Annotated in this window: 21 protein-coding genes; 14 read left to right on the top strand and 7 right to left on the bottom strand. The window is 67.1% G+C overall.

Annotated elements, in window-relative coordinates:
• Positions 1-76: 76 nt before the first annotated feature.
• The 6 genes from NC595_RS07020 to NC595_RS06995 all read left to right on the top strand — a co-directional run bounded on the left by NC595_RS07020 (position 77) and on the right by NC595_RS06995 (position 6263).
• The gene (locus tag NC595_RS07020; RefSeq protein ID WP_253565623.1) at positions 77-2119 is read left to right on the top strand and encodes a glucosidase family protein; all 2043 of its coding nucleotides are present in this window, start codon (positions 77-79) and stop codon (positions 2117-2119) included.
• 466 nt (positions 2120-2585) lie between these two features.
• Positions 2586-3071, top strand: a complete 486-nt coding sequence (locus NC595_RS07015) for a hypothetical protein (RefSeq protein WP_253565622.1) — start codon at positions 2586-2588, stop codon at positions 3069-3071.
• A 51-nt stretch (positions 3072-3122) separates the two neighbouring features.
• Positions 3123-3662: an ankyrin repeat domain-containing protein gene (locus NC595_RS07010; RefSeq protein WP_253565621.1), complete on the top strand. Its 540-nt coding sequence runs from the start codon at positions 3123-3125 to the stop codon at positions 3660-3662.
• Positions 3663-3823: 161 nt separating this feature from the next.
• Positions 3824-5302 (top strand): AAA family ATPase, encoded by a 1479-nt coding sequence (locus NC595_RS07005; RefSeq protein WP_253565620.1) that lies wholly within the window; start codon positions 3824-3826, stop codon positions 5300-5302.
• 65 nt (positions 5303-5367) lie between these two features.
• The gene (locus NC595_RS07000) at positions 5368-5838 is read left to right on the top strand and encodes a GNAT family N-acetyltransferase (RefSeq protein WP_253565619.1); all 471 of its coding nucleotides are present in this window, start codon (positions 5368-5370) and stop codon (positions 5836-5838) included.
• Entirely contained in the window at positions 5835-6263 is a 429-nt protein-coding gene (locus NC595_RS06995) for a hypothetical protein (protein WP_253565618.1), read from the top strand. The genes NC595_RS07000 and NC595_RS06995 overlap by 4 nt, the downstream gene beginning before the upstream one ends.
• Positions 6264-6337: 74 nt before the next feature.
• Here NC595_RS06995 and NC595_RS06990 read toward each other — a convergent pair whose 3' ends face one another.
• Entirely contained in the window at positions 6338-6763 is a 426-nt protein-coding gene (locus NC595_RS06990) for a hypothetical protein (protein WP_253565617.1), read from the bottom strand.
• Between the two features lie 124 nt (positions 6764-6887).
• Here NC595_RS06990 and NC595_RS06985 point away from each other — a divergent pair, with 124 nt between their 5' ends.
• Positions 6888-7598, top strand: a complete 711-nt coding sequence (locus NC595_RS06985) for a hypothetical protein (protein ID WP_253565616.1) — start codon at positions 6888-6890, stop codon at positions 7596-7598.
• A 90-nt stretch (positions 7599-7688) separates the two neighbouring features.
• On the opposite strand, the gene NC595_RS06980 is transcribed toward NC595_RS06985, so the two are convergent.
• Both NC595_RS06980 and NC595_RS06975 read right to left on the bottom strand, forming a co-directional pair.
• Entirely contained in the window at positions 7689-8633 is a 945-nt protein-coding gene (locus NC595_RS06980; protein ID WP_253565615.1) for an AraC family transcriptional regulator, read from the bottom strand.
• Positions 8634-8924: 291 nt separating this feature from the next.
• A complete protein-coding gene (locus NC595_RS06975; protein ID WP_253565614.1) occupies positions 8925-9902 on the bottom strand; it encodes an SDR family oxidoreductase in 978 nt (325 codons plus the stop codon).
• A gap of 293 nt (positions 9903-10195) precedes the next feature.
• Between NC595_RS06975 and NC595_RS06970 the strand changes: the two genes are divergently transcribed.
• Positions 10196-10651, top strand: a complete 456-nt coding sequence (locus NC595_RS06970; protein WP_253565613.1) for a WapI family immunity protein — start codon at positions 10196-10198, stop codon at positions 10649-10651.
• Between the two features lie 109 nt (positions 10652-10760).
• The gene (locus tag NC595_RS06965; RefSeq protein WP_253565612.1) at positions 10761-11705 is read left to right on the top strand and encodes a peptidylprolyl isomerase; all 945 of its coding nucleotides are present in this window, start codon (positions 10761-10763) and stop codon (positions 11703-11705) included.
• Positions 11706-11825: 120 nt separating this feature from the next.
• Here the strand turns inward: NC595_RS06965 and NC595_RS06960 are convergent, their stop codons facing one another.
• Positions 11826-13439 carry a methyl-accepting chemotaxis protein gene (locus NC595_RS06960; RefSeq protein ID WP_253565611.1) on the bottom strand — a complete coding sequence of 538 codons (1614 nt, stop codon included), beginning with the start codon at positions 13437-13439 and terminating at the stop codon, positions 11826-11828.
• 165 nt (positions 13440-13604) lie between these two features.
• Entirely contained in the window at positions 13605-15470 is a 1866-nt protein-coding gene (locus tag NC595_RS06955; RefSeq protein WP_253565713.1) for an ABC transporter ATP-binding protein, read from the bottom strand.
• 134 nt (positions 15471-15604) lie between these two features.
• On the opposite strand from NC595_RS06955, the gene NC595_RS06950 reads away from it, so the two are divergent.
• The 4 genes from NC595_RS06950 (at position 15605) to NC595_RS06935 (ending at position 20363) form a co-directional block, all read left to right on the top strand.
• Positions 15605-16288, top strand: a complete 684-nt coding sequence (locus tag NC595_RS06950; protein WP_253565610.1) for a PadR family transcriptional regulator — start codon at positions 15605-15607, stop codon at positions 16286-16288.
• A gap of 10 nt (positions 16289-16298) precedes the next feature.
• The gene (locus NC595_RS06945) at positions 16299-17075 is read left to right on the top strand and encodes a siderophore-interacting protein (RefSeq protein ID WP_253565609.1); all 777 of its coding nucleotides are present in this window, start codon (positions 16299-16301) and stop codon (positions 17073-17075) included.
• A gap of 110 nt (positions 17076-17185) precedes the next feature.
• Positions 17186-19381 (top strand): AsmA family protein, encoded by a 2196-nt coding sequence (locus tag NC595_RS06940; protein ID WP_253565608.1) that lies wholly within the window; start codon positions 17186-17188, stop codon positions 19379-19381.
• 52 nt (positions 19382-19433) lie between these two features.
• Positions 19434-20363, top strand: coding sequence for a DMT family transporter (locus NC595_RS06935; RefSeq protein ID WP_253565607.1), 930 nt, complete (start codon positions 19434-19436; stop codon positions 20361-20363).
• 3 nt (positions 20364-20366) lie between these two features.
• Here the strand turns inward: NC595_RS06935 and NC595_RS06930 are convergent, their stop codons facing one another.
• A complete protein-coding gene (locus tag NC595_RS06930; RefSeq protein WP_253565606.1) occupies positions 20367-21269 on the bottom strand; it encodes a LysR family transcriptional regulator in 903 nt (300 codons plus the stop codon).
• Positions 21270-21381: 112 nt separating this feature from the next.
• Here NC595_RS06930 and NC595_RS06925 point away from each other — a divergent pair, with 112 nt between their 5' ends.
• The gene (locus NC595_RS06925) at positions 21382-22023 is read left to right on the top strand and encodes an NAD(P)-dependent oxidoreductase (RefSeq protein WP_253565605.1); all 642 of its coding nucleotides are present in this window, start codon (positions 21382-21384) and stop codon (positions 22021-22023) included.
• 7 nt (positions 22024-22030) lie between these two features.
• On the opposite strand, the gene NC595_RS06920 is transcribed toward NC595_RS06925, so the two are convergent.
• Positions 22031-22651, bottom strand: coding sequence for a CGNR zinc finger domain-containing protein (locus NC595_RS06920; protein WP_253565604.1), 621 nt, complete (start codon positions 22649-22651; stop codon positions 22031-22033).
• Positions 22652-22681 lie beyond the last annotated feature (30 nt).

Here is a 22681-nt window from a genome sequence, read left to right as displayed (position 1 = left end):
GCATCGCCGCGGCCGCCCGCGCGCTAGCATGTCCGTTCGGCCGGGCAGCGACCGGCGAACACGACGGGACGATCCGATGCAGGCAAGGCAATGGGTGGGCGTGATCGGCGCACTGGTGCTGGGCGTGGCGCAGGCGACGCTGGCGACGGGCGCGGAAACCTTCGACCGCAGCGAAGGCCTCAACCTCAACCGCTTCGTGCGCCAGGGCGACGTCGCCGCGCACATCGTGCTGCGCTCGGGCACCGATCCGCGGCTGATCGTCGCCTTCCCGGCCGGCAACAGCGGCGTGGGGCTGTGGTTCGATGCGGTGTCCTCACCGGTCACATGGCGCTTCGATGGCCCGGCCACGCCACTGACCCAGGCCGACGCGAAGGGACGTCCGCTGCACGGCGTGCGCTTCACCGCCACCCTCCACACCGCCGCGCTGGCACCGAAGCAGGCCGTGCTCTCCAGCATCCGCGTGCTGCGCGACTACCAGGGCCTGGGCACCGCGCCGAAGCCGGTGCTCACCGACGCGCGCGCAAATGGCAACACCCTCGCCTGGTCGCGCGATCGCCTCGACGGCGCCCCCGGTTATGCGCTCTCGCTCACCGCCGTGCACGGCGCACTCAAGGACGGCCGCTTCGTCGCCGGCCCCGATGGCGACATCACGCTGACCATCACCGCACTCTCCGGCGAGAAGCCGCTCACGCCGGTGTCCGGCCACGCCCTGCTCAACGCGCACGCGCAGGACGACCGCGCCGCGCGCGAGGCACTGGCCTTCCTCAGCTACCGCGAGAAATACCTCGCCGGCTCCTGGCGCTTCGACACCTACTTCGGCCGCGACACGCTGATGTCGGTGCGCCTGCTGATGCCGGCCCTGCAGCCGCAGGCGGTGGAAACCGGCCTGCGCTCGGTGCTGGAGCGCCTGTCGCCCGACGGCCAGGTGGCGCACGAGGAGGACATCGGCGAGTTCGCCATCCTCGACCACATGAAGACCGACGGCTCGCGCTCCGACGCCCCGATCTACGATTACAAGATGGTCGACAGCGACTACCTGCTCGCTCCGGTCGCGCAGGCTTGGCTGCTAGACGACGCCCGCGGCCGCGCCCGCGCCCGCGCCAAAGCCTTCCTCGCCGGCAAGCTGGGCGACGCCCACGCCGGCGATGCGCTGATGCGCAACCTGCGCTACATCGCGGCGCACACCAAGGCCTTCGCCGCCGATCCCGTCGCGGCGAACCTGGTCTCGCTCAAGCCCGGCGTGCCGGTGGGCGACTGGCGTGACAGCAACGACGGCCTCGGTGGCGGCCGCTACGCCTACGACGTCAACGCGATCCTGATCCCCGCCGCGCTCGACGCCGCCAACGCGCTCAACCGCAGCGGCCTGCTCGCGCCGTATGCGAACGCGCGGGACAAGACGATGCTCGCCGGCCTCGCCCACGCTGCCAAGGTGTGGCGCGAGAAGGCCCCCGCGCTGTTCATCGTCCACGTCGATGCCGCCACCGCGAAGCAGGACATCGCCGCCTACGCCAAGGCCATGGGCGTGCCGGACGCGCCCGCACTGAAAGCCGTCGGTGACCGGCCCGTGCAGTTCCAGGCGCTGTCGCTGGATGCCGACGGCCACCCGATCCGCGTGCAGAACAGCGACGGCGGCTTCGCCCTGCTGTTCGGCCACCCGAGTCCCGCGCAACTCGACGCCGAAGCCGAACTGCTGCGCCGCCCCTTCCCCGCCGGCCTGATGACCCCGGTCGGCATGCTGGTCGCCAACCCCGCCTTCGCAACGACGGCCGAACAGGCGCGCTTCACCCCCGGCGCCTACCACGGCACCGTAGTGTGGTCGTGGCAACAGGCCCTCACCGCCGCCGGCCTCGCCCGCCAGCTCACCCGCACCGACCTGCCGGTCAACACCCGCAAGCACCTCGAAAGCGCGCAGGCCTGCCTGTGGCACGCCATCGACGCCACCCGCGACATGAGCAACTCGGAACTCTGGTCCTGGCACTACGCCGGCGGCCACTACCAGGTCGCCGCCTTCGGCGCGAGCGGCAAGGACGCGGACGAGTCCAACGCGGCGCAGCTGTGGAGCACGGTGTATCTGGCGATTCCGGCGCCGGGAACAGCGGGAGCAAAATGCAATGATTGATACCGGTTGCATTGAGGAATCGGGCCTGCCCGCCCTCGCCGCGAACGACGTCAAATCCGTTTGATGACCGCAGGTGACGATACAGGGGGCGTCGGCACCGCTGGGCCATGGAGGCATGGATGCGCAAACTTGTCGTGGTGTATGTGGCGTTGATCTGCCTGACTGGCTGCTCTGATCGACCGCTCAGAGCGGTCCGTTGAAAAGTCGGTCGACGGAAGGACCTATCTGGTGGTCGCAGACGACAACGGCGGGGCGTGTGGCCCGATCAAGCTGGATGGCAGAATCTGGCCCCACAGGATCGGCGAGCCGGGTTTGGTGTCTCCAGGTCGCCACAAGATCGAGTGCGGCAGCGATGCCGCTTTCGACATTCCCACAGGCACAACCTTCAGGTTCGACTACTGGGGACCCTAGGGACTATGGAACAGGTCCTTTGCAACCTGCGCATGTGAAGGAAGGAGGCATACACATGCCCGGATCCCGAGCTTTGAAAAGCATCGCGAGCGGTCTCGTCGAGACCTTCGTCAGCCGGAACAATGACGTCTTCGGATACTGGGGTATCGGACAGCTTCGAAACGAGACCGAAGATTGCGAATCTCGTACGGTAGAGCTGGATCTTCTGTCCAGGGAGACGGATCCGAAGCGTCCGGTCGCCAGCAACCTCATCGTCAGGTATGGGGGCTACCTCTCCGCCTCACTTGCCAGAGCCGGCTTCCCCCCATCCCGGGTTATCCGAGCAAAGATCCTGGTCGAATTCGGCTCCTTCGGAGACGCCCGCGGCCCTGACCTTTTCAGTACGCTCGGAGACCCGTTCAACTGCAAAGCGGTTCTAGTGGGAACAAGCGGCAAGGCGTTTTCCGCCGTACGCGGTGGGCTATGCCGCCGCCATGACGCGCGCTGCGAGCAACAAAGCATGCGGCCCTCCCTTCAAACGGAGCATGCCCGCCCGGCATGACCTCGGCAAAGCCGGCGCGGGTGACACCGTTACTTCAACGCAGGACGACGCATGCGCATTCTTTCCTACGACGAAGAGTCCCGCACGCTTTGGGCCGAGCTACCCGGGTTTCCCCGCTATGAGGTATTCGACGTTCCCCCGGAGACCGTTGCCGCCCTGCGACAGTCCAGCACGCCGCAGGCCTATTTCAACGAGCACATCTGGGGCACCCGGTTCGAGCACGACTCCCACTGGTCGAGCCTTGACGCCCTGCTGGAATACATGGGCGAGAACATGATGTTCGAACCGCCGGTCACCGCGCGTTCGACCAGGGCTGACGACGACACCCCTCTGCACGTCGCCTGCGTCTGGGGAGACATCGGAGCGATCGACCTGCTGCTTGCTGGGGGCGCCGAAGTCAACGCGCGAGGGGATCTCGGTACCACACCCCTGTACAACGCGGTTTCGTTCGAACGTGTCCGGTGTGTCGAGCGCCTGCTGAAAGCTGGCGCCACGATGGACGATCCCAACGGGCTCTCCTTTACTGCACGCGACAATGCTCTTAGGAGCGGCAACGCCAGTCTGTTGGCACTGTTCCAACGAGGGAGCTGAATGCAATGAATCCCCCATCCACAATTAACTCAAATAAACAATTTTATCCGCCAAGTGCACTGATTGAAGAAAAAGAACATCAGGCGTAAGTTGAAGATAACAGCGTTTAAGTCCGCAACTTGAAAAACCTCGAAGATCTTATCGACCGAAGGACTCACCACATGTCGGAAAAAAAACAAAAGGACATATCATCCGGAACGGATGAGATGATGAAAAACGTAACTGAGTTAAACGTCATCATTGGGCGCAATGGATCCGGAAAGAGCAAATTTTTGAGGAGCATATCCAAGCTTCGTAACAAAGATGACTATTATGTGAGCTATCTTAGTCCAGAGCGATCGGGCACCTTCTCAGACAATCCAAATACCGAACACAATGCTCGTCATGACCCAAATTTCTTAATCAATGATCGCGACAAAAACCAGTCGAGCAATTTCAAGACTGCCTCCAGGATGCACCTCAAAAAACTTGCCCTCCACTGGGGGCGTCGCGTTGACTGCGAACAAGACCTCCGCCTAGACACGACTCGCACGTTCGAAAAAGAATACTTGGCGCATATCAATCGACTGCTATCCAATTTAAAGTTGGAGGTGGATGCACAAGGTGAGTTCCAATTTATAACGCAAAGCGGTCATAAAATTGACCCATCAGAATTAAGCAGTGGCGAGTCAGAAATGGTCGCCTTAGCAAGTGAAGTAATGTACTTTTTCGCCATGTGTGGGGGATCGAAGACAAACCTCCTTATATTGGATGAGCCTGATGTGCACCTCCATCCCGATCTTCAAGCAAAATTCGCTCGGTTCCTGACTTATCAAATTGACCAATTGAATCCAAAATTTCGCGAAAGAACATTCACAATTATCGCCACTCACAGCACGCCTTTAATATGCGATCTTGCGCTAGCAAAATACTGCAGCATTGGCACAAAGAGACATGAAAGTGAAGAAGTTCTGCAGAGGCCAGTAACCGAAGCATTCAAGAGCGTCGCTCCATTCTTCGGACACCCCCTGTCTAGGTTCATTGGCGACGACATTCCACTGATTGTCGAGGGGGCGGATGACGTTCGCATTTGGGGGCATGCGTGTCGCACTTCTGGTGGAAGAATTCGCGTCTTCCCATGTCTAGCCACCTCAAAATCACAGATGAACGCACTAGAAAAAACATGTGACAACCTGATGAGAGCAATTTATGACGAACCCAAGGCAATTTCGATTCGAGACGGCGATGGTGAGCGGAAACATATCCACCCCGAAGGATGCGTTATTCGCTATTCGCTCCAGTGTTACGAAATGGAGAATCTACTCCTTACAGATGAATGCCTACAAGTCATGCACTTAACGTGGGTAAATTTCATAGAGATGGCAAAAAAGTGGATACTCAAAAACCCCCATCACCCCCAAAAAAACTTGCTCGAAGACATCATCCAATCAACTGATCGAGGAAGAGACAGAAAGATAAAGGACCTGCGCAACGTCATAATTGGCATAGCTGACGCGCACAAGGATTGGGAGATTGTTGTTGGGCAAGCCATAGGCAGACTCGAGAAGGATTTTTCGGTCGGCGCCAAATCATTCTCAATCCGAGAATTTATTGGCAGCGGCGCACTTCAAGCTGTCGGCGCCATAGAGACCGAAGCGTGACTATGTCCACGCCAGACGAAAATGAGCGCGTCCGCTAAGTCGGCAATCTAGTTTTGGAACAAACCGTGCACATCCGCAAAGCCACCGCCGCAGACGCACCCATCGCCTTCGCTATCCGTCGCGAAGCGATCCTTACCCAGTGCGCGGGGCACTACGCCGAACAGGACATTGCGATCTGGACCTCAGGCGAGATGTCCGAGTCGTTTGCCCTCCGCGTGGCCGATGCATTTCACGTCGCGGAAATCGACGGCCGCGTGGTGGGCACGGGGATGATCGACCTCGCCTACGGGAAGATCGATGCGATCTTCGTGCGGCAGGACTGGATGGGACACGGCGTCGGGCGAGCGCTGATGAACCACCTCGAACGTCTCGCGCGGGACGCCAGACTGACCTCCATCTATCTCGACGCCACCCTCAATGCGGCGCCGTTCTATCGGCGCCTCGGATTCGCAGGCGAAGCCACATCCACCTATCGCTCGTCACTGGGTGTCACCCTGGCCTGCGTCCCCATGACCAAGCCGCTGGCGCCGCCATGACCGATACCACCGACCGCCTGAAAGCGCAGATCCGCAGGAATGCGGACGAGATCGCGAGGCTGCACGGCCGCATCCACGAAACCGTTCGCAAGCGCGGCCAGAGTGAGGCAAGGCGCCAGCAATGGCAGCGCGCCTGCGAGGAGTTTCATGCCCGCTACGATCGACTGGCGTTCCCAGGCGGGCTCGACGGGGCCTTCGAACGACTGGCCGCGGGCGACCCGGAGACGATGGAGGCGGCGATCTGCTTCGTCGAGCTCCGCCCGTACTTCTTCCGGTCGGGATACCTGTTCGAGAAGCTGCTCAGGAGGGCCCGGCATGCGCCACTCAGCGAAGCACAGGCCGCGCGGCTGGAGACTGTCCGCGCCGCCCGTGACGCGTGGCGAGCAGCGAAACGCATGAGCCAGAAGGAGTCGGCACCTGAATAGGTCAGCAAGCCCGGGACCGGAACAGGAGCAGGTCCGTTCCGACAAGTGAGGCAGATAGATCCTGCCGCCGTCGCCTAGGGCGTCTCGCCCGTCAGCGCGACAGGCCCTGACTGCTGCGCACGCAGATGGTGTATCGCATCGACCACCGCTTCGACCCGCGCTCCGTCGGCCGGCTTGACCAGCCAGCCGACGACGGTCCCCGACTTGCCGGGCCGAACCCGCTCCGCCAGGGTGTCCCAGGGGGCCATGGCGACATCCGGCTCGTCGGCCAGATACGGCTTCCCAGAGGCCGGGATGATCACCGTGCGCCAGCTGACGCCGCAGTAGTCGTCGTCCCCTCCGTAACACTCGCCCATATCCGAGATGCCGGGGCGGACGATGCTGGTGTCCGGTTGGATCACCAGCATCATCACCAGCAGCGCGAGAAGCACGCCCGCGAGTGCCGAGACATCCATCGAAAGCACCATGGATGGGCTACTGCTCGATCGCACATAGCTCATTCCAGCCTCCTGATCCCGTCTTCACAACCCGCCGGGAAACAGCCATGCCCGGGGCCGCGTGTGCAGCAAGCAAGCCCTAGCCTATATTCCACGCAGCCGGTTTGCACCGAGGGAGATACACCCCATGGATTGCCTGCAGAAGATCGGACGCGCCGCCCTTGTCCTGGCCTGGCTTCTCCCAGGAACACTGCTCGCCGGTGGCTATTCCGAGTACGAGAATCACCAGATCTGGCTGCTGCGCCTGGCCGCCCAGCGACACGCTGCGCAGGAAGCCAAGGACCAATGCGCCTGGTCTCCGGCCTCGCCCACCACCTTCAGCGATCAGCTTTCCTCGATTCCAGAGGTGCCCGACCAGCGGCTGCTGCTGAGCATCATGGCGATGATCCGGCTGGACCAGAATGCCCGGGCGATCGCAGTCGCGATGCGCGACCGGAAAAGCTCGGCCTGGGAAAATGTCAGGGAGGTGGATGCGGCCAATCTCGCCGGACTGAAAACCATTGTTTCGAAATATGGATTCCCTACCCCTCACCAGGTGGGCGAAGCCGCTGCCAGCGCCATGCTGATGCTGGTGGCCCACGCCGACAGCGACCTTGAGTTCCAGAAGTCCGTCGCCCGGAAGATGGACCAGGAGGTCGCCGCCGGCACCCTGCCGTCCTACTACCCCGCCGTGTTGAGGTCGATCCGCCCCAGGATCACCGGAGCATCCGCCAGATCCGACGACAAGCCATCCGTGATGGTCCGACGCACCTACGGCAGTCCCAAAGAGTGCTACGAGCAGCGATATAAGGATGACTTCAATGCCTACATTCGGCGCCGGTACAAGCCATCGTCCTGATCGTCGCGAGCTCGCGGCGAGAGCGGCGAATAGCTTCGGCGCCGCGGCCATCCTCGCCACGTATGAGCGGGCGCCAGTGCGCTCCGGTTTTCAGTCCCGAGAAGTCATCTGACGGGTTATGTCGCGCACGCCGTCCTCCCGCCCATATCGCCCCGGCGAACACCCCATCACCCGCTTGAAGGCGACGCTGAAGGCGCTTTCCGATTCGTAGCCCAGCGCAAAGGCAATGGTGGAGACAGGTTCGTGTCCGCGCGCCAGACGGTCGGCGGCGAGGTGCATGCGCCAGCGGGTGAGGTATTCCATCGGCGCTTCGCCGACGGCGGCCTTGAAGCGGGCGGCGAAGCTGGAGCGGGACATGCCGGCGTGGCGGGCCAGCGCCGGCAGGGTCCAGCGCTGGCCGGGCCCGGCGTGCAGGGCGGCGAGTGCGGTGCCGATGCGGCGGTCGGCCAGCGCGAACAGCCAACCCACGCCCGGCGCGGTGCGATCTGCCAGGTGCAGGCGCAGCGCCTGGATCAGCAGCATCTGGGCGAGATGCCCGGCCAGCAGCGCGCTGCCGGGGCGTGGGTCGAGCAGTTCCTGCATTAGCCGCTCGATCGACTGGCGCAGCGCCATCCGGTCCGCCTCCGCCCGTACGTGGATCACCGGCGGCAACTGGGCAAGCAGCAGGTCGGCGTGCGGGCCGACGAAATCGAAATAGCCACCCACGCCGGTGCAGCCGCCGCCTCCGTTGAGCGTGACCACGGCGCCCATGCGGGTCGCGGGGAACAGATCGAGCGCGTCCCGCGCCGGGGCGTCCGCATCACTTCCGAAGCGGAACGCGTGGCCGCGCGGCAGCAGCACGCAGTCGCCGGCCGCCAGCGGCACCGGCTTGTCGACGCCGTCCATCGACAGCCAGCACTGGCCGGCAGTGAGCGCGTAGCACTTGATGCCCGGACCGGACGGGAAAGCCACCGCCCAGCGGCCACCTGCGTCCAGACCGCGGAACGCGTAGCTCTGCGGTCGGATCAGGGACAGCACATCCGAGAGCGGATCCATGGGCAACCTCGGGGCGCGTGGCCCGGAAACTGGGAGACGGTGGAACGGGAGCTGCACAGCGGCGCGTACCACGCCGCGCGTGCGGGTGTGGGCCGAAACAGGCAAGCCCCGCCAAGGTCATCGCGGCAGGACCAGCCCTATCTTCTACCGTTCCGGAAAGGCACTGGATGCCTGCTTTCGCAGGCATGACGGCGCGTGGGCGGTGATGCGCGGACGCACAGACGGCGCGGCGCGGATGCGTCCGTTGGAAGCGTACGACACGCGTACACGAGTGAGCCGTCGCAGTAGCGATCAGTCGCGGAAGTAATCGCCCGCGTCGAGATCGTCGAACAGCGACGGCCCGCTCGGCTGCCAGCCCAGCCGCTCGCGCGTCCAGCGGCTGGAGCTGGGATTGTCCAGCGCGACGAACGGGCCCAGCCAGGCGAAGTGTTTCGCTGCGCCCGCCGGCGTCATCGTCGACACGGGCAGGTCCAGTCGGCGCCCGATCGCTCCGGCGATGTCGCGCATGGCGATGCCCTCTTCCGCCACGCCGTGATAGCGCGCGCCAGCCGAACCGCGTTCCAGCGCCAGCCGGAACAGCCGTGCCGCGTCGTCGCGGTGCACCGCGGGCCAGCGGTTGCACCCCTCGCCGACGAACGCGGAGACCCGCTTCCTGCGCGCGGCCCGGATCATCTGCGGCACCAGCCCGCCGTCGCCCGCGCCGTGCACGGTCGGCGGCAGCCGCATGATCGCCGTGCGCACGCCGCGGTCCGCCCACGTGTCCAGCGCCGACTCGGTGATCGCGCGGCCGTGGCCGGGCGAGGCCGGATCCGGCCCGTCCGTCTCCACCGCGGGCGCGTCGCGCATCATGCCGGCCGCAGCCAGCCCCAGCGTGCCGAACGCGGCCACCAGCGGTCGGCCGGAACCTTGCAGGGCGGTTCCCATGGCATCGATGGCGCGGCGGTCGGCGCCGGTGGTCACCTCGAGAAAGCGCTGCACGATGCCACGCGGCGCGCCGCCGGCGACGATGTACAGCCGGCAGCGCCACGAGGCCTTGGACAGCCCGTGCATGAAGGCAAGATGGATCACCCCGTCGGCCCGGGCGGCCGCGGTACGCAGGCTTTCTGGATCGTCCAGGCTGCCCGGATGCGGCTCCGCGCCCAGCCGTCGCAGCGCCGCGGCCGCCGCGCCATTGCGGGCCAGCCCGACCACGGTGTGGCCAGCCTGCTTCAACTCGCGTACGACGGCCGTGCCAATGAAGCCGGTCGCACCGGTGACGAATACGCGCATGGGGAGGTTCCTCGGGGAGCGTTGCGGTTCACCGGCCCAGTGCGCCTTGCGAGCGCGGTGGTGCAGCCGGTCCGGGCAGCAATCTACGCAGCCGCACCGGGACGCACTATCCGCGGGACGCCGAAGTTCTTTCGCGATCGTCCAGCGTGGCGATACAACACCCAACGTGACCCGGTTACCTTCCGGACACGAAATAGGTGATTCTGCCCTCTCGACTGCACATGCGTCCGCCCCGTCCCCAAGTCGCGGCGCATGAAGGTCGCCAAGCCCTCACTGGAGCCCGGACACGACGCATGGACGCTCGCAGCACGCACACCCTCGGCGATCCGGACCTCCGGATCGCCGGACTCCGACTATGGGTCCACAACCGCCAGTTTCCCGAATCCGAGGACTACTGGGACGGCAACTGGCTCAATGTCACCGCGGAGTGCCGGTCCCCGGGCACCTCCGTCCGCGTGGATGGACCGATCGTCCATCTCGGCGAAATCCAGATGCTGATCGAGCAGCTCGAAGTTCTTTACCGGAGCCTGCACGGGCAGGCTCGACTGGAATGCATGGAGCCCAATCTGGACGTTTCGCTGCGGGCGCTGACGGGTGGGCATATCGAGGTAAGGATCTCTCTGACACCCAATCAGCTGGCGGAGTCCCATACCTACACGGAAGGTTTGGACCAGACTTTCCTGCCGGGCATCATCGCGGAGTGCAAAGCGATTCTTGGGAAGTTCCCGCCGAAGAACCCGAAGAGATAGACGCTGCCGATCTGGGCCTCGCCGGGGAACATCCGTCACTCCAAGTGACGCCACGCCTTGGGCGTCTGCTACCGTCCCTCCCCTGCGCTACCGCCACCCAGGGGACGTCATGCCTAGCCTTCGCCCGACCGTTTTTGCCCTCGCCGCCTGCCTGCTCGCCTCGCTGCCTGCGCTGGCGGATCAGGCCAAGCCGAAGCCCTCGCTGACGCCCAAGGAGATCCTCGCCGCATCGAAGCCGGCCGAGTGGCGTACGCCGGATCCGGACAACCTGCTGGTAATGACGCTGGCCGGCGGGCATCGGGTGCTGATCGAGCTGGCGCCGGATTTCACGCCGCTGCACGCGGCGAACATCCGCACCATGGCGCGCGAGCACTACTACGACGGACTGGCGATCATCCGCATGCAGGACAACTTCGTCACGCAGTGGGGCGACCCCTACGACGACGACAACGCGGACCGCTCGAAGATGAAGCCGCTGGGCACGGCGAAGAAGACGCTGCCGCCGGAATTCACCCGTCCGCTGGACCCGAAGCTGGCCTTCACCCGGCTGCCGGACGGCGACGTGTACGCGCCGGAAGTGGGTTTCTCCGAGGGTTTCCCGGTGGCGCGCGACCCGGCCAGCAAGGAGGAGTGGATCACCCACTGCTACGGCACCGTGGGCGTGGCGCGCGACGTCGGCCCGACCACCGGCAACGGCAACTCGCTGTACGCGATCATCGGCCAGGCGCCACGCGGGCTGGACCGCAACCTGGCGGTGGCCGGCCGGGTGATCGAGGGCATGCAATACCTCTCCGCGCTGCCGCGTGGCACCGGCCCGCTGGGCTTCTACGAGAAGGCCGAACAGCGCACGCCGATCGTCTCGGTGCGGCTGGCCGCGGACCTGCCGCCGGCCGAGCGCCCGAAGGTGCAGGTGCTGCGCACCGACAGCGCCAGCTTCGCCAGGCTGATCGAAGCCAAGCGCAACCGCGTCGATGCGTTCTACACGCGCCCGGCGGGGAAGATCGACCTGTGCAGCATCAGCGTGCCGACGCGCGACCCGGCAGAGGCGAAGTAGCACGCCATCCCTCGCGACGCCGGCCCGGGGCTGCACTTGAGGCCAGCGGGTGGGCGTGCGGCGAGCGCCCTCACCTCCCCCCCAACCTCTACCCGACGGGAAGAGGGGTCAAGGCAACGGCTAGGGCGCGCGCGACACCTGGTCGGCGGTGCGGAACACCGACACCGCCTGACGCAGGCGTTCGGCCTGCTCCTGCAGGCTGTGCGAGGCGGCTTCGGACTCTTCCACCAGCGCGGCGTTGCTCTGCGTCGCCTCGTCCATCTGGGTGACCGCCGAGCCGACCTCGGCGATGCCCTTGCTCTGCTCCTCGCTGGCCGCGGCGATCTCGCTCATCAGCCCGGCGGACTTCTGGATGGCCTGGGCGATGCGACGGGTGGACTCGCCGGCGCGGTCGACCAGGTCGGCGCCGGTATCGACGGTGGCCACCGCGCTCTGGATCAGCTCCTTGATTTCGCGCGCCGCCGCCGCGGCGCGCTGGGCCAGCTCGCGCACCTCGGCTGCCACCACGGCGAAGCCCTTGCCGTGCTCGCCGGCGCGGGCGGCCTCCACCGCGGCGTTGAGCGCGAGGATGTTGGTCTGGAATGCGATGCCGTCGATCAGGCCGGCGATGTCGCCGATGCGTTCGGAACTGGTCTTGATGTCGCCCATGCTGGCGACCGCCTGCTCGACCAGCGCTCCGCCCTCCTTCGCCTGCTGCGCCGCGCTGGCCACCAGGGTGTCGGCCTCGCGGGCGTGGTCGGCGTTCTGCCGCACGGTGGCGGTGAGCTCTTCCATCGCCGCGGCGGTCTCTTCCAGCGAAGCGGCCTGGTCCTGGGTCCGGTGCGAGAGGTCGGCGGTGCCCGCGGCGATCTGGCCGGTGGCGGTGTGGATGCTGTCGCTGGCCTGGCGCACCTGGGTCACCACATCGGCCAGGCCGACGCTGATGCCGTTGATCGCCTGCAGCAGCTGGCCGACGTCGTCGCGCCGGTCCACCGCGACCTGGGCACTGAGATCGCCGGCGGCGATCTTGCCCGCCGCTTCCCGGCACTCGACCATCGGCCGGCTGACGTTGCGGTGGACCAGCCACCAGGCCAGCGCTGGCACCAGTACGCATGAGAGCAGCGCCAGCCCCGCTACTCTGGGCGTGTGCCCGTTCGGCACCAGCCACCACAGCGCCAGCCAGATCGCCAGGTTGCAGGCCGCGATGGCCAACGCCACCCGCCAGGGCATGCCCAGGCTGCGCATGTGGCTGACGTCCAGCCCCACGTAGCGTGCACCGATCACCTCTCCGCCGGCGTCCAGCACCGGGTCGTAGCGGGTCATGAACTGGGTGCCGAAGATCGTGGCGTAGCCGGTGAACGGCGTTCTGGCCAGCAGCTTCGCCCAGGCCGGATGCGAGCGGTCGAGCAGCGTGCCGACCGCGCGGGTGCCATCCTTCTTCTTCACCGAGGTGGCAATGCGCACGAAGTCGTCGCCGTTGCGCACGAACACCGTGGCGGTGGCGCCGCGATCGGCGGTGAAGCCGTCCGGCAACGAAAAGTCCAGGTTCATCGGCTTGCCGCCGCTGCGCAATACCGGTGTATCGCGTCCGCCGACGGCGATGGTCTTGCCGCGGTCTAGCGCGAAGTCGCCGGGAAAGCGGCTGGCGAACTCCGCCGCCAGCGATTCGATTCGGGTTTTCAGCGGTACCCACCACATGCGCATGAGACGGCCCTTGTCCTGTCGCGAGGATGTACCGGCCGAACGGCGGGACATCATCCACCGGCCTCCGGCCTCTGCCGGAATCGCGGGTGGTCTCCGCATGTCGGTCGTGAACGGCAAAACTTTACGAATCCCGCCGTTTTGCCGCGCGGACCTTGGTAGCACTTTCGACGCCGCAGGTACCGACGCAATGCAGCATCGCCGGTCCTGGCGAGGCGCTCAGCGGTAGCCGGCCGCCTGCAGCTCGAACAGCTCCGCGTAGTGGCCGCCGGCCGCGATCAGCTCCTCGTGCGAACCGGACTCGGCCACCCGCCCGCCCTCCAGCACGATGATCCGGTCGGCCATGCGCACGGTGGAGAAGCGGTGCGAGATGATCACCGCGGTCTTGCCGCGCGACAGCTCCTTGAAGCGCTGGAACACCTCGTATTCCGAGCGCGCATCGAGCGCGGCGGTGGGCTCGTCGAGGATCAGCAGCGGCGCGTCGCGCATGTAGGCGCGTGCGATGGCGACCTTCTGCCACTCGCCGCCGGACAGGTCCACGCCGCCCTTGAACAGCTTGCCGAGCATCTGCGCGTAGCCCTTCGGCAGCTTGCCGATCACCTGGTCGGCGAGGCTGCGCTGGGCGGCATCGCTGATGCGCGGCTCGTCCTCGCGTGCCTCGATGCGGCCCACCGCGATGTTGTCCGAGGCGTTGAAGTAGTAGCGCACGAAGTCCTGGAAGATCACCCCGATGTTCAGCCGCAGGTCCTCCAGGTCGTACTCGGCCAGCGGGTGACCATCGAGCAGGATGCGGCCCTCGTCCGGGTCGTACAGGCGCGACAGCAGCTTGACCAGGGTGGTCTTGCCGGCGCCGTTCTCGCCCACCAGCGCCAGCACCTCGCCGGCGCGCAGGGTGAAGCTGAGATGGCGCACCGCCCAGCGCTCGGCATCCGGATAACGGAAGCCCACGTCCTCGAACACGAAGCCCTCGCGCAGCGGCCGCGGGAACTGCCGCGGGTTGGGCGGCGAGAGGATCTCCGGCTGGATCCGGAAGAACGAGAACAAGTCGTCCAGGTACAGCGCCTGCCCGGCCACCTGCGAAAAGCCGGTGAACAGGGTTTCCAGCAACGTACGCAGGCGGCGGAACGAGGTGGAGAGGAAGGTCAGGTCGCCGATCGAGAACGCACCGGTGACCGTGCGCCAGGCGATGAACGCATAGGCCGCGTAATAGCCCAGCGTGCCCAGCGTGGTGAACAGTCCGCCCCAGCCGGCTCGACGCAGCGCGATGCGGCGATTGGCCTGGTAGATCGACTGCGACAGCACGCGGTAGCGGTCGATCAGGAAGCGGTTGAGGCCGAAGCTCTTCACCTCCTTCGCGTTGGAAGCGCTGGCGCCGACCATGCGCAGGTAGTCCAGCTCGCGCCGCTCCGGCGTCCACTGGTAGTTCACCGCGTAGCTCTGCGCGTTGAAGTGGAACTCGCCCAGGAAGGCCGGCACCAGCGCCACCGCCAGCAGCACGATCAGCCACGGCGCGTAGACCGCCAGGCCGACGGCGAAGCTGACCAGGGTGATCGCATCCTGCGCCTGCTGCAGCAGTTGCGAGAGCAGCGAACTGCGTCCGGCGATCTGCCGCCGCGCACGGTCGAGCTGGTCCTGCAGGTCGGCGTCCTCGAAGTCCTCCAGGTCGAGCGAGGCGGCATGCTCCATCAGCCGGATCGAGGTGAGGTCGGCATAGCGCTCGCCGAGCAGCGAGTCGACCATGGCCACCACGCGGCCGAGCAGGTCGGCCAGCACCGCCAGCGCGAATTCCAGCGCCAGCAGCGTGGCGAGGTGATCGAAGCGGCCGTCATGCAGCGCCGCGGTGAGATCGCCACGAAAACCGCCAAGCCGGACCTGGTGCACCACCTCGTCGACGATCAGCTTGCCGACGTACAGCGTGACCACCGGCAGCAGCGCGCGCACCAGCCGCAGCAGCACGCTGGTGAGAGTCATCCAGCGGCTGGTGGTCCAGATGCTGTGGAGGAAGGCGGGCACATTGCGCAGGGCCGCGAAGCGCTCGCGCAGGCTCTTTGGTGCGGGCGGCGGCTGGTGGCGGCCGCGCCCCATGCCATGACCGGGAGGAGGCATCGATGCTCCTTGGGAAGATCGGGTAAGGAATACCGCCGACGGGCGGGACTTGTCTTTCGATATTCTTACGATATATCTTTTACGGGTCAACAACGATATATCGGAGATACATCATGCGCTGCCATCACCACGGCTTCCACGGCGATCGCCATGACCATCACGACCACCGCCCCTTCCATCGCGGCGACTGGCGCGCCTTCTTCGACCATGCCCGCGAGCACCTGCGCGAAGCCGGCCGCCACGGCTGGCGCGGCGGCCCGTTCGGCGGCGACCGCGGCGATGCCTTCGCCGAGCTGGGCGCCGGCCTGCGCGGCGGCCACCGTCGCGGCGGCGGCCGCATGTTCGGCCACGGCGACCTGCGCCTGCTGCTGCTTGCCCTGATCGAGCAGCAGCCGCGCCACGGCTACGAGCTGATCCGCACCATCGAGGAGATGTTCAACGGCCAGTACAGCCCGAGCCCCGGCGCGATCTATCCGACGCTGACCATGCTGGAGGAGATCGGCCACGCCGAGGTGCAGCCGGAGGCCGGCGGTCGCAAGCGCTACGCGATCACCGACGAGGGCCGCGTTTTCCTCGACGAGAACCGCGAAGCGGTGGAGGCGGTGCTGGAACAGACCCGCCACACCGCCCGCATGGCTGCCCGGGCCGCCATGCCGGAAGCCGTGCACAAGGCGATGCATGCGCTCAAGCATGCCCTGCTGATGCGCGGCACCGACTGGAACAAGGCCGAGGCTCAGCGCGTGGCGAAGATCCTCGAGCGGGCCGCCAGCGAGATCGCCAGCGGTGGCGGGGAGTGAGCACGCGTCGATGACTGCCCATGTCCACACCTCCCTGCGCCATCCGCTGGTGTTCCGCACACTGGAAGTGCGTCGCGTCGAGACGCTGACCCCGCACATGCGCCGCGTCGTATTCGGCGGCGAGGCGCTGCGCGGCTTCGTCAGCGCCGCGCCGGACGACCATGTGAAGCTGTTCTTCCCCAACGCCCGCGGCGCGATCGTGCGACCGGAGATCGGCCCGGACGGGCCGATCCATGAGGCCGGCGTGGACTACTCGCCGATGCGCGACTACACACCCCGCCGCCACGATGCCGAGGCGAACGAGCTGACCATCGACTTCGTGCTTCACGGCGACGGCCCGGCCGCCAGCTGGGCGGCACAGGCCGCGCCGGGGCAGACGATCGGTGCCGGCGGCCCGCGCGGCTCGATGCTCGTTGCCGACGACTTCGACACCTATGCGATGTTCGGCGACGAGACCGCGCTGCCGGCGATCGGCCGCTGGCTGGAGGAGCTGCCGCCCGGCAAGCGCGCGGTGGCCTTCGTCGAGATTCCCGGCGACGCCGACCGGCAGACGCTGACCTCATATGCCGACACGACGATCCAGTGGCTGTCGCGCGACGGTGCCGATGCCGCCACCAGCAAGCGCCTGGAGCAGGCGCTGGCCGACTGGGCCCTGCCCGCCGGAGAAACCTTCTGCTGGATCGCCGCCGAGTCGGGGCGCGCGCGTCGCCTGCGCCAGTCCCTGGAAGGGCGCGGCGTGGCGAAGGACTGCCTGAAGGCCACCGGTTACTGGAAAGCCGCGGACTGAACGCAACCCTTCGCTGAATCGTCGCCGCCGACTGCACGGTACGCGCACGAAATCTTGCCGCGCCGACGGCTATCCCGGTCGCTCGGAAACACGCCCGGGAGTAGCGCGCGATGACACGCCGCCGCAGGATCGTTGCCTGGATCGTCGCCGCCCTGGTCGCGCTGACGGGGCTGCTGGTGCTCGTCGTGGCGCTGTTCGACTGGAACCGTCTCAAACCGTTCATCGACGACAAGGTGAGCCAGGCCATCGGCCGCCCGTTCGCGATCCACGGCGATCTCACGGTGAACTGGCGCCGGCCGCAGGACCAACCCGGCTGGCGCAGCTGGCTGCCGTGGCCGGAGTTCACCGCGCGCGACATCACGATCGCCAATCCCGGCTGGACGAAGCAGCCGCACTTCGCCCATCTGGATGCACTGCGCTTCCGGCTCTCGCCACTGGCGCTGCTGGCGCACCGCATCGACGTGCCGTCGCTGCAACTGGTGCAGCCGGGCGTGGAACTGGAGCGCGACGGCCAGGGCCGCAACAACTGGACCTTCACCCTGCCGCACGGCGACAGGGCGCCGCGCTGGTCGCTGCAGCTCGGCAATGTAGGTTTCGACAGAGGTCGCGTGACGCTGGACGACGCGACACACAAGACCGACCTGACCGTGCAGATCGAGCCGCTGCAGAAAGCGATGCCCTACGACCAGGTCGTCGCTCAGAGCGAACAGGCGGCGCAGACGCAGGCACGCGACGTAGCCGGTGCCAGCGCGGCCAAGGCGGTCGCCGGCGACGCCGCGACCGACAAAACCCCGGGCAAGGACGGGCACGGCACGAAGGGCGACGATGTCGGCAAGGCCGACGGCGCTGCCCGCGACACGCGCTACCAGTTCCGCTGGACCGCCGAAGGCCATTACCAGGGCGCGCCTGCCAAGGGCAGCGGACGCATCGGCGCGGTGCTTGCCCTGCAGCGCAAGGACCGTCCGTTCCCGGTGCAGGCGCAGCTGCAGGTGGGCGACACCCACATCGGCCTGGCCGGCACGCTCACCGATCCGCTGCACCTGGGCGCGCTGGACCTGCACCTGTGGTTCGCCGGCACCAGCATGGCCAGACTGTATCCGCTGCTTGGCGTCACCCTGCCCGACACCCACCCCTACGCGACTCGGGGCGACCTCAGCGCCCGCCTCGGCGACCACGGCAGCCGCTTCGACTATCGCCATTTCCACGGCCGGGTGGGCGACAGCGACCTGTCCGGCAACCTGCGCTTCGTCACCGGCGACCCGCGGCCGAAGCTGAGCGGCGACCTGCATTCGCAGGAGCTGGAGTTCGGCGACCTCGCGCCGCTGATCGGCGCGGACAGCAACGCGGAGAAAAGGCAGCGCGGCGACGGCACTGCCCAGCCGGCGGACAAGGCGCTGCCGGTGGAGCCATTCCGCACCGACCGCTGGCGGGCGATGGACGCGGACGTGACCTTCGCCGCCGCCCACGTCTCGCACATGAAGGCGCTGCCGATCGACTCGCTCGCCACCCACCTGGTGATGGACGGCGGCAGGCTCACGCTCGATCCGCTCGCCTTCGGGCTGGCCGGCGGCAAGGTCCACGGCCAGCTCACGCTGGATGGTGGCCAGTCGCCGATGCGCGGCCACGCCGAACTCGACGCCCGGCACATCCGGCTCAAGGCGCTGTTCCCGGAGTTCGATGCCATGCGCACCAGCCTGGGCGAGATCAACGGCCGCACCGACCTCGACGCCGCGGGCAACTCGGTCGCCGCACTGCTGGGCAGCGCCAACGGCGAGGTGAAGCTGCTGATGAACGATGGCGCGATCAGTCGCAACCTGCTGGAAGCCGCCGGTCTCAACGTGGGCAACATCATCCTCGGCAAGCTGTTCGGCGACCGCACCGTGCAGATCGACTGCGCCGCCACCGACCTCTCGGCGCACCACGGCCTGTTCCGTACCCGTCTGTTCGTCTTCGATACCAAGGACGCCGAGATCGACGTGGACGGAACGGTGGACATGGCCAGCGAAAAGCTCGACCTCGACGTGAGGCCGCAGACCAAAGGCCTGCGCATCCTGTCACTGCGCTCGCCGCTGTACGTGCGCGGCACGCTCAAGCACCCCGATGTCGGCGTGCAGGCCGGGCCGCTCGCCCTGCGCGCCGGCGGCGCGGTCGCACTCGGCGCCGTTGCAGCACCAGCCGCCGCGCTGCTGGCACTGATCTCGCCGGACCACGACCAACCTCCGAACACCTGTCAGCGGGTACTGCAGCAGCTGCGCGGAACCGGCGACCTGCGGGTCGGCGAGCCCAAGCGGCGATCGTCGAAATAACCGCGCGGCGGACGGCTAGAATGGCGCACCTCCCCCGCGCCCACGCCGCCCCATGCAGCCCGTCAACCTGGCCCGCCTGCAGATCCACTTCTGCGTCCTGCTGTGGGGCTTCACCGCCATCCTCGGCAAGCTGATCTCACTGCCGGCGTTGCCGCTGGTGTGGTGGCGCATGCTGCTGGTGGCCGGCAGCCTGCTGCTGGTGCCGCGGGTGTGGCGCGGACTGCGCGCGATGCCGTCGCGACTGCGCTGGGCCTATGCCGGCATCGGTGTGCTGGTGTCGCTGCACTGGCTCACCTTCTACGCCGCGATCAAGCTGTCCAACGCCTCGGTGGGCGCCACCTGCATCGCGCTGGGGCCGGTGTTCCTGTCCTTCATCGAGCCGTGGATCGCGCGCCGGAAGTTCGATCCGCGCGAGCTGCTCATCGCCGTGGCGGTGGTGCCGGGCGTGGCGATGGTGGTCGGCGGCGTGCCGCACGGCATGCGCATGGGCATCGCGGTCGGCGCCCTGTCGGCGCTGTTCGTGGCGCTGTTCGGCGCGTTCAACAAGCGCCTGGTCGAGCACGGCGACCCGCTCACGGTGACCTGCCTTGAGCTGGGCACCGGCACGGCGTTCCTCACCCTGCTCGCCCCACTGCTGCCCCACGCCGGCAGCGCGTTCGAGGTGCCAGGACTGCACGACACCCTGCTGCTGCTCGCGCTGAGCTTCGGCTGCACCCTGCTGCCCTTCGCGCTGGCGCTGGTGGCGCTGCGCCACCTGAGCGCGTTCGGCGTGCAGATGGTGACCAACCTGGAGCCGGTCTATTCAATCGTGCTGGCGATCCTGCTGCTCGGCGAGCAGCGCGAACTGCACGCGTGGTTCTATGTCGGCGTGGTGGTGATCATCGGCGCGGTGTTCATCCACCCGCTGCTGCACCGGGACGTGCGCGAACCGGCCCAGCCGGAGCTGCTGGGCACGGCCGAGAGCCACAACGTGGTGGAGTGAGGCTCAGACTTCGCTGGCCTGCAGGTGCTCGATGAACGCCCGCACCTTGGCCGGTGCGCGTGGCCCCGGGTATACGGCATGGATGCCGCCATCGGGCAGGTGCAGATGGGTCAGCAGCGCGACCAGCCGACCGGCACGGATGTCCTCGTCCACCAGGTAGTCCGGCAACACCGCGATACCCACCCCCGCCAGCACCAGACCGCGGACCGCCGCGGCACTGTTCGCCTGCGCGAGCGGTCGCGGCCGCACCGTGCTGCGCTTGCCGCCGTGGGCGGTGAAGGTCCAGCGCAGCGGATTCGGCAATGCCGACATGGCCACGACGCTGTGCGAAGGCAGCTCGTCCACGCGCCGCGGCGTGCCGCGCTCGGCAAGATAGGCCGGAGCCGCCACCAGCAACTGCCGGAAGCTGCCGAGGCGGGTGGCGCGCAGGCTGGAATCGCGCAACCAGCCGCCGCGGATCGCCAGGTCGAAACGCTCGGCGATGACGTCGCTCACATGGTCGCTGAGCACCAGGTCCACCTGCACCGCAGGATGCTGCCGCATGAAGCTGGCCAGATGCGGCACGATCACCGCATTGCCGTAGTCCAGCGACGCGGTCAGGCGCAGGGTGCCGCTGGGCCGGTCGCGCGCGGTACCGACCCGCTCGATCGCCGCCTCGGCCTCGGCGAGCAGCCGCACGCAGTCGGCATGGAAGGTGGCGCCGGCCTCGGTCAGTGACATGCGTCGCGTGCTGCGCACCAGCAACGTCACACCCAGCTCCTGCTCCAGCTTCGCCAGGTGCTGGCTGACCATCGCCTTGGTCATGCCGAGTTGCTCCGCCGCCGCCGTGAACGAGCCCGCGCGTACCAGCGCCACGAACACCGCCAGCCGGTTGAGATTGACCTGGTCCGTCCGCTCGCCGCGCATCGCACGCCCCTTCCACTGTCAATCAGAACTTTACAGTTATTTGCATCATAGGCCGTTTATCGCAACCAATCCGAAGCGCAAGCTGCACACCGTCCCGCTACGGAGAAAACCCATGAAACTCGTACTTTTCGGCGCCACCGGCCACCTTGGCCAGGGCATCCTCGATGAGGCACTGGCCCGCGGCCATGAGGTGATCGCGGTGGTTCGCGATGCATCCCGCCTGCCGCAGCGACACGATCGCCTGACCGTCGTCACCGCCGATGTGGCGCAGCCCGCAAGCTGGACCGACGCGGTCCGCGGGAGCGAGGCCGCCATCGCCAGCCTCTCGGCCCGACGCGATCAGGACGCCAGCCGCGTGCCTGGTTATACCCGCACCCTGCTGGACCACCTGCCCGACGCCGGTATCAGGCGGCTGGTCTGGGTCGGCGGCGCCGGTTCGCTGGAGGTGGCGCCCGGTCGCCGGGTGTTCGACGACCCGGACTTCCCTGCCGCATGGAAGCCCGAGGCCGAGGCCCAGGGCGAAGCCCTGGCCGCGTTCCGCGCCTACCGCGGGCCGGTGGAATGGACCTACGTGAGCCCGGCGGCGCTGATCGAGCCCGGCGAACGCACTGGCGCCTACCGCGTCGGTGGCGAGCAGCTGTTGGTGGACGCGCAAGGCCGCAGTCGCATCTCGATCGCCGACTACGCCGTCGCCCTGCTGGACCGGGTGGAACGCCGCGACGCCGCCAACCGCCGCATCACCGTCGCCTACTGACCGGACATCATTGCCGCTCGCGCACCCGCTGCCGGTGCGCGGCCTGCTTCGCGCGATTGCCGCACAGCTCCATGCTGCACCAGCGGCGATTGCGCGCCCGGGTGTGATCGGCGAACAGCAGCGTGCAGCTGGGACCTTCGCAGGCCTTGACGGAGGCGAAGTCTTCGCCGGTCAGCAAGCGCGCCAGCGTGCCGCCGATCGGCAGCAACAACGATTCGGGCGACTTCCATCGGCGTACGGTCTGCAGCTGCAGGCCGTGCGCTGGTGCCGTCACGGCAGCGACAACCTCATGGAGCTCGTCGCGCTCCAGCAACCGGTTCAACGGCGCCAGTTCCTCCAGCGCCGCCGGCGTCAGCGAACGTCCCTTGTTCGCCTGCACGAAGTCGCGAAACCACTCGCGCAGATCGCGCGCCTGGGCGGCGACGCGGTCCAGCTCGCCTGGCATCGCTTCGCTGCGGAAACGCTCCAGCACCTCGCGCGGCACCAGCTCGGCCTGCCCGAGCCAGTCGAGCAGGCCGGCACCGTCGTCGATCCAGTCCAGCGGCGTGTCAACCGGCGTGGCGACGGTGTTGAGGAAATCCAGGCCGGGGGCATCGGCCACGAAGAGCGCAGGTATCGACAGGTTCACGGGTCACCTCCATGGCGCGGAACAGTAACC

The sequence above is a fragment of the Dyella lutea genome (genome assembly GCF_024158035.1).
Taxonomy (GTDB): domain Bacteria; phylum Pseudomonadota; class Gammaproteobacteria; order Xanthomonadales; family Rhodanobacteraceae; genus Dyella_A; species Dyella_A lutea.
This window is presented reverse-complemented; position numbering and strand designations above follow the sequence as displayed.

Bases quoted from the DNA above. Each gene is read 5' to 3' on its own strand.
- NC595_RS06975 (WP_253565614.1), bottom strand. From the start codon at position 9,902: ATGCGCGTATTCGTCACCGGTGCGACCGGCTTCATTGGCACGGCCGTC.
- NC595_RS06925 (WP_253565605.1), top strand. From the start codon at position 21,382: ATGAAACTCGTACTTTTCGGCGCCACCGGCCACCTTGGCCAGGGCATC.
- NC595_RS06940 (WP_253565608.1), top strand. From the start codon at position 17,186: ATGACACGCCGCCGCAGGATCGTTGCCTGGATCGTCGCCGCCCTGGTC.
- NC595_RS07005 (WP_253565620.1), top strand. From the start codon at position 3,824: ATGTCGGAAAAAAAACAAAAGGACATATCATCCGGAACGGATGAGATG.
- NC595_RS06995 (WP_253565618.1), top strand. From the start codon at position 5,835: ATGACCGATACCACCGACCGCCTGAAAGCGCAGATCCGCAGGAATGCG.
- NC595_RS06935 (WP_253565607.1), top strand. From the start codon at position 19,434: ATGCAGCCCGTCAACCTGGCCCGCCTGCAGATCCACTTCTGCGTCCTG.
- NC595_RS06965 (WP_253565612.1), top strand. From the start codon at position 10,761: ATGCCTAGCCTTCGCCCGACCGTTTTTGCCCTCGCCGCCTGCCTGCTC.
- NC595_RS06930 (WP_253565606.1), bottom strand. From the start codon at position 21,269: ATGCGCGGCGAGCGGACGGACCAGGTCAATCTCAACCGGCTGGCGGTG.
- NC595_RS06990 (WP_253565617.1), bottom strand. From the start codon at position 6,763: ATGAGCTATGTGCGATCGAGCAGTAGCCCATCCATGGTGCTTTCGATG.
- NC595_RS06960 (WP_253565611.1), bottom strand. From the start codon at position 13,439: ATGTCCCGCCGTTCGGCCGGTACATCCTCGCGACAGGACAAGGGCCGT.
- NC595_RS07015 (WP_253565622.1), top strand. From the start codon at position 2,586: ATGCCCGGATCCCGAGCTTTGAAAAGCATCGCGAGCGGTCTCGTCGAG.
- NC595_RS06955 (WP_253565713.1), bottom strand. From the start codon at position 15,470: ATGGGGCGCGGCCGCCACCAGCCGCCGCCCGCACCAAAGAGCCTGCGC.
- NC595_RS06980 (WP_253565615.1), bottom strand. From the start codon at position 8,633: ATGGATCCGCTCTCGGATGTGCTGTCCCTGATCCGACCGCAGAGCTAC.
- NC595_RS07020 (WP_253565623.1), top strand. From the start codon at position 77: ATGCAGGCAAGGCAATGGGTGGGCGTGATCGGCGCACTGGTGCTGGGC.
- NC595_RS06985 (WP_253565616.1), top strand. From the start codon at position 6,888: ATGGATTGCCTGCAGAAGATCGGACGCGCCGCCCTTGTCCTGGCCTGG.
- NC595_RS06945 (WP_253565609.1), top strand. From the start codon at position 16,299: ATGACTGCCCATGTCCACACCTCCCTGCGCCATCCGCTGGTGTTCCGC.
- NC595_RS06970 (WP_253565613.1), top strand. From the start codon at position 10,196: ATGGACGCTCGCAGCACGCACACCCTCGGCGATCCGGACCTCCGGATC.
- NC595_RS07010 (WP_253565621.1), top strand. From the start codon at position 3,123: ATGCGCATTCTTTCCTACGACGAAGAGTCCCGCACGCTTTGGGCCGAG.
- NC595_RS06950 (WP_253565610.1), top strand. From the start codon at position 15,605: ATGCGCTGCCATCACCACGGCTTCCACGGCGATCGCCATGACCATCAC.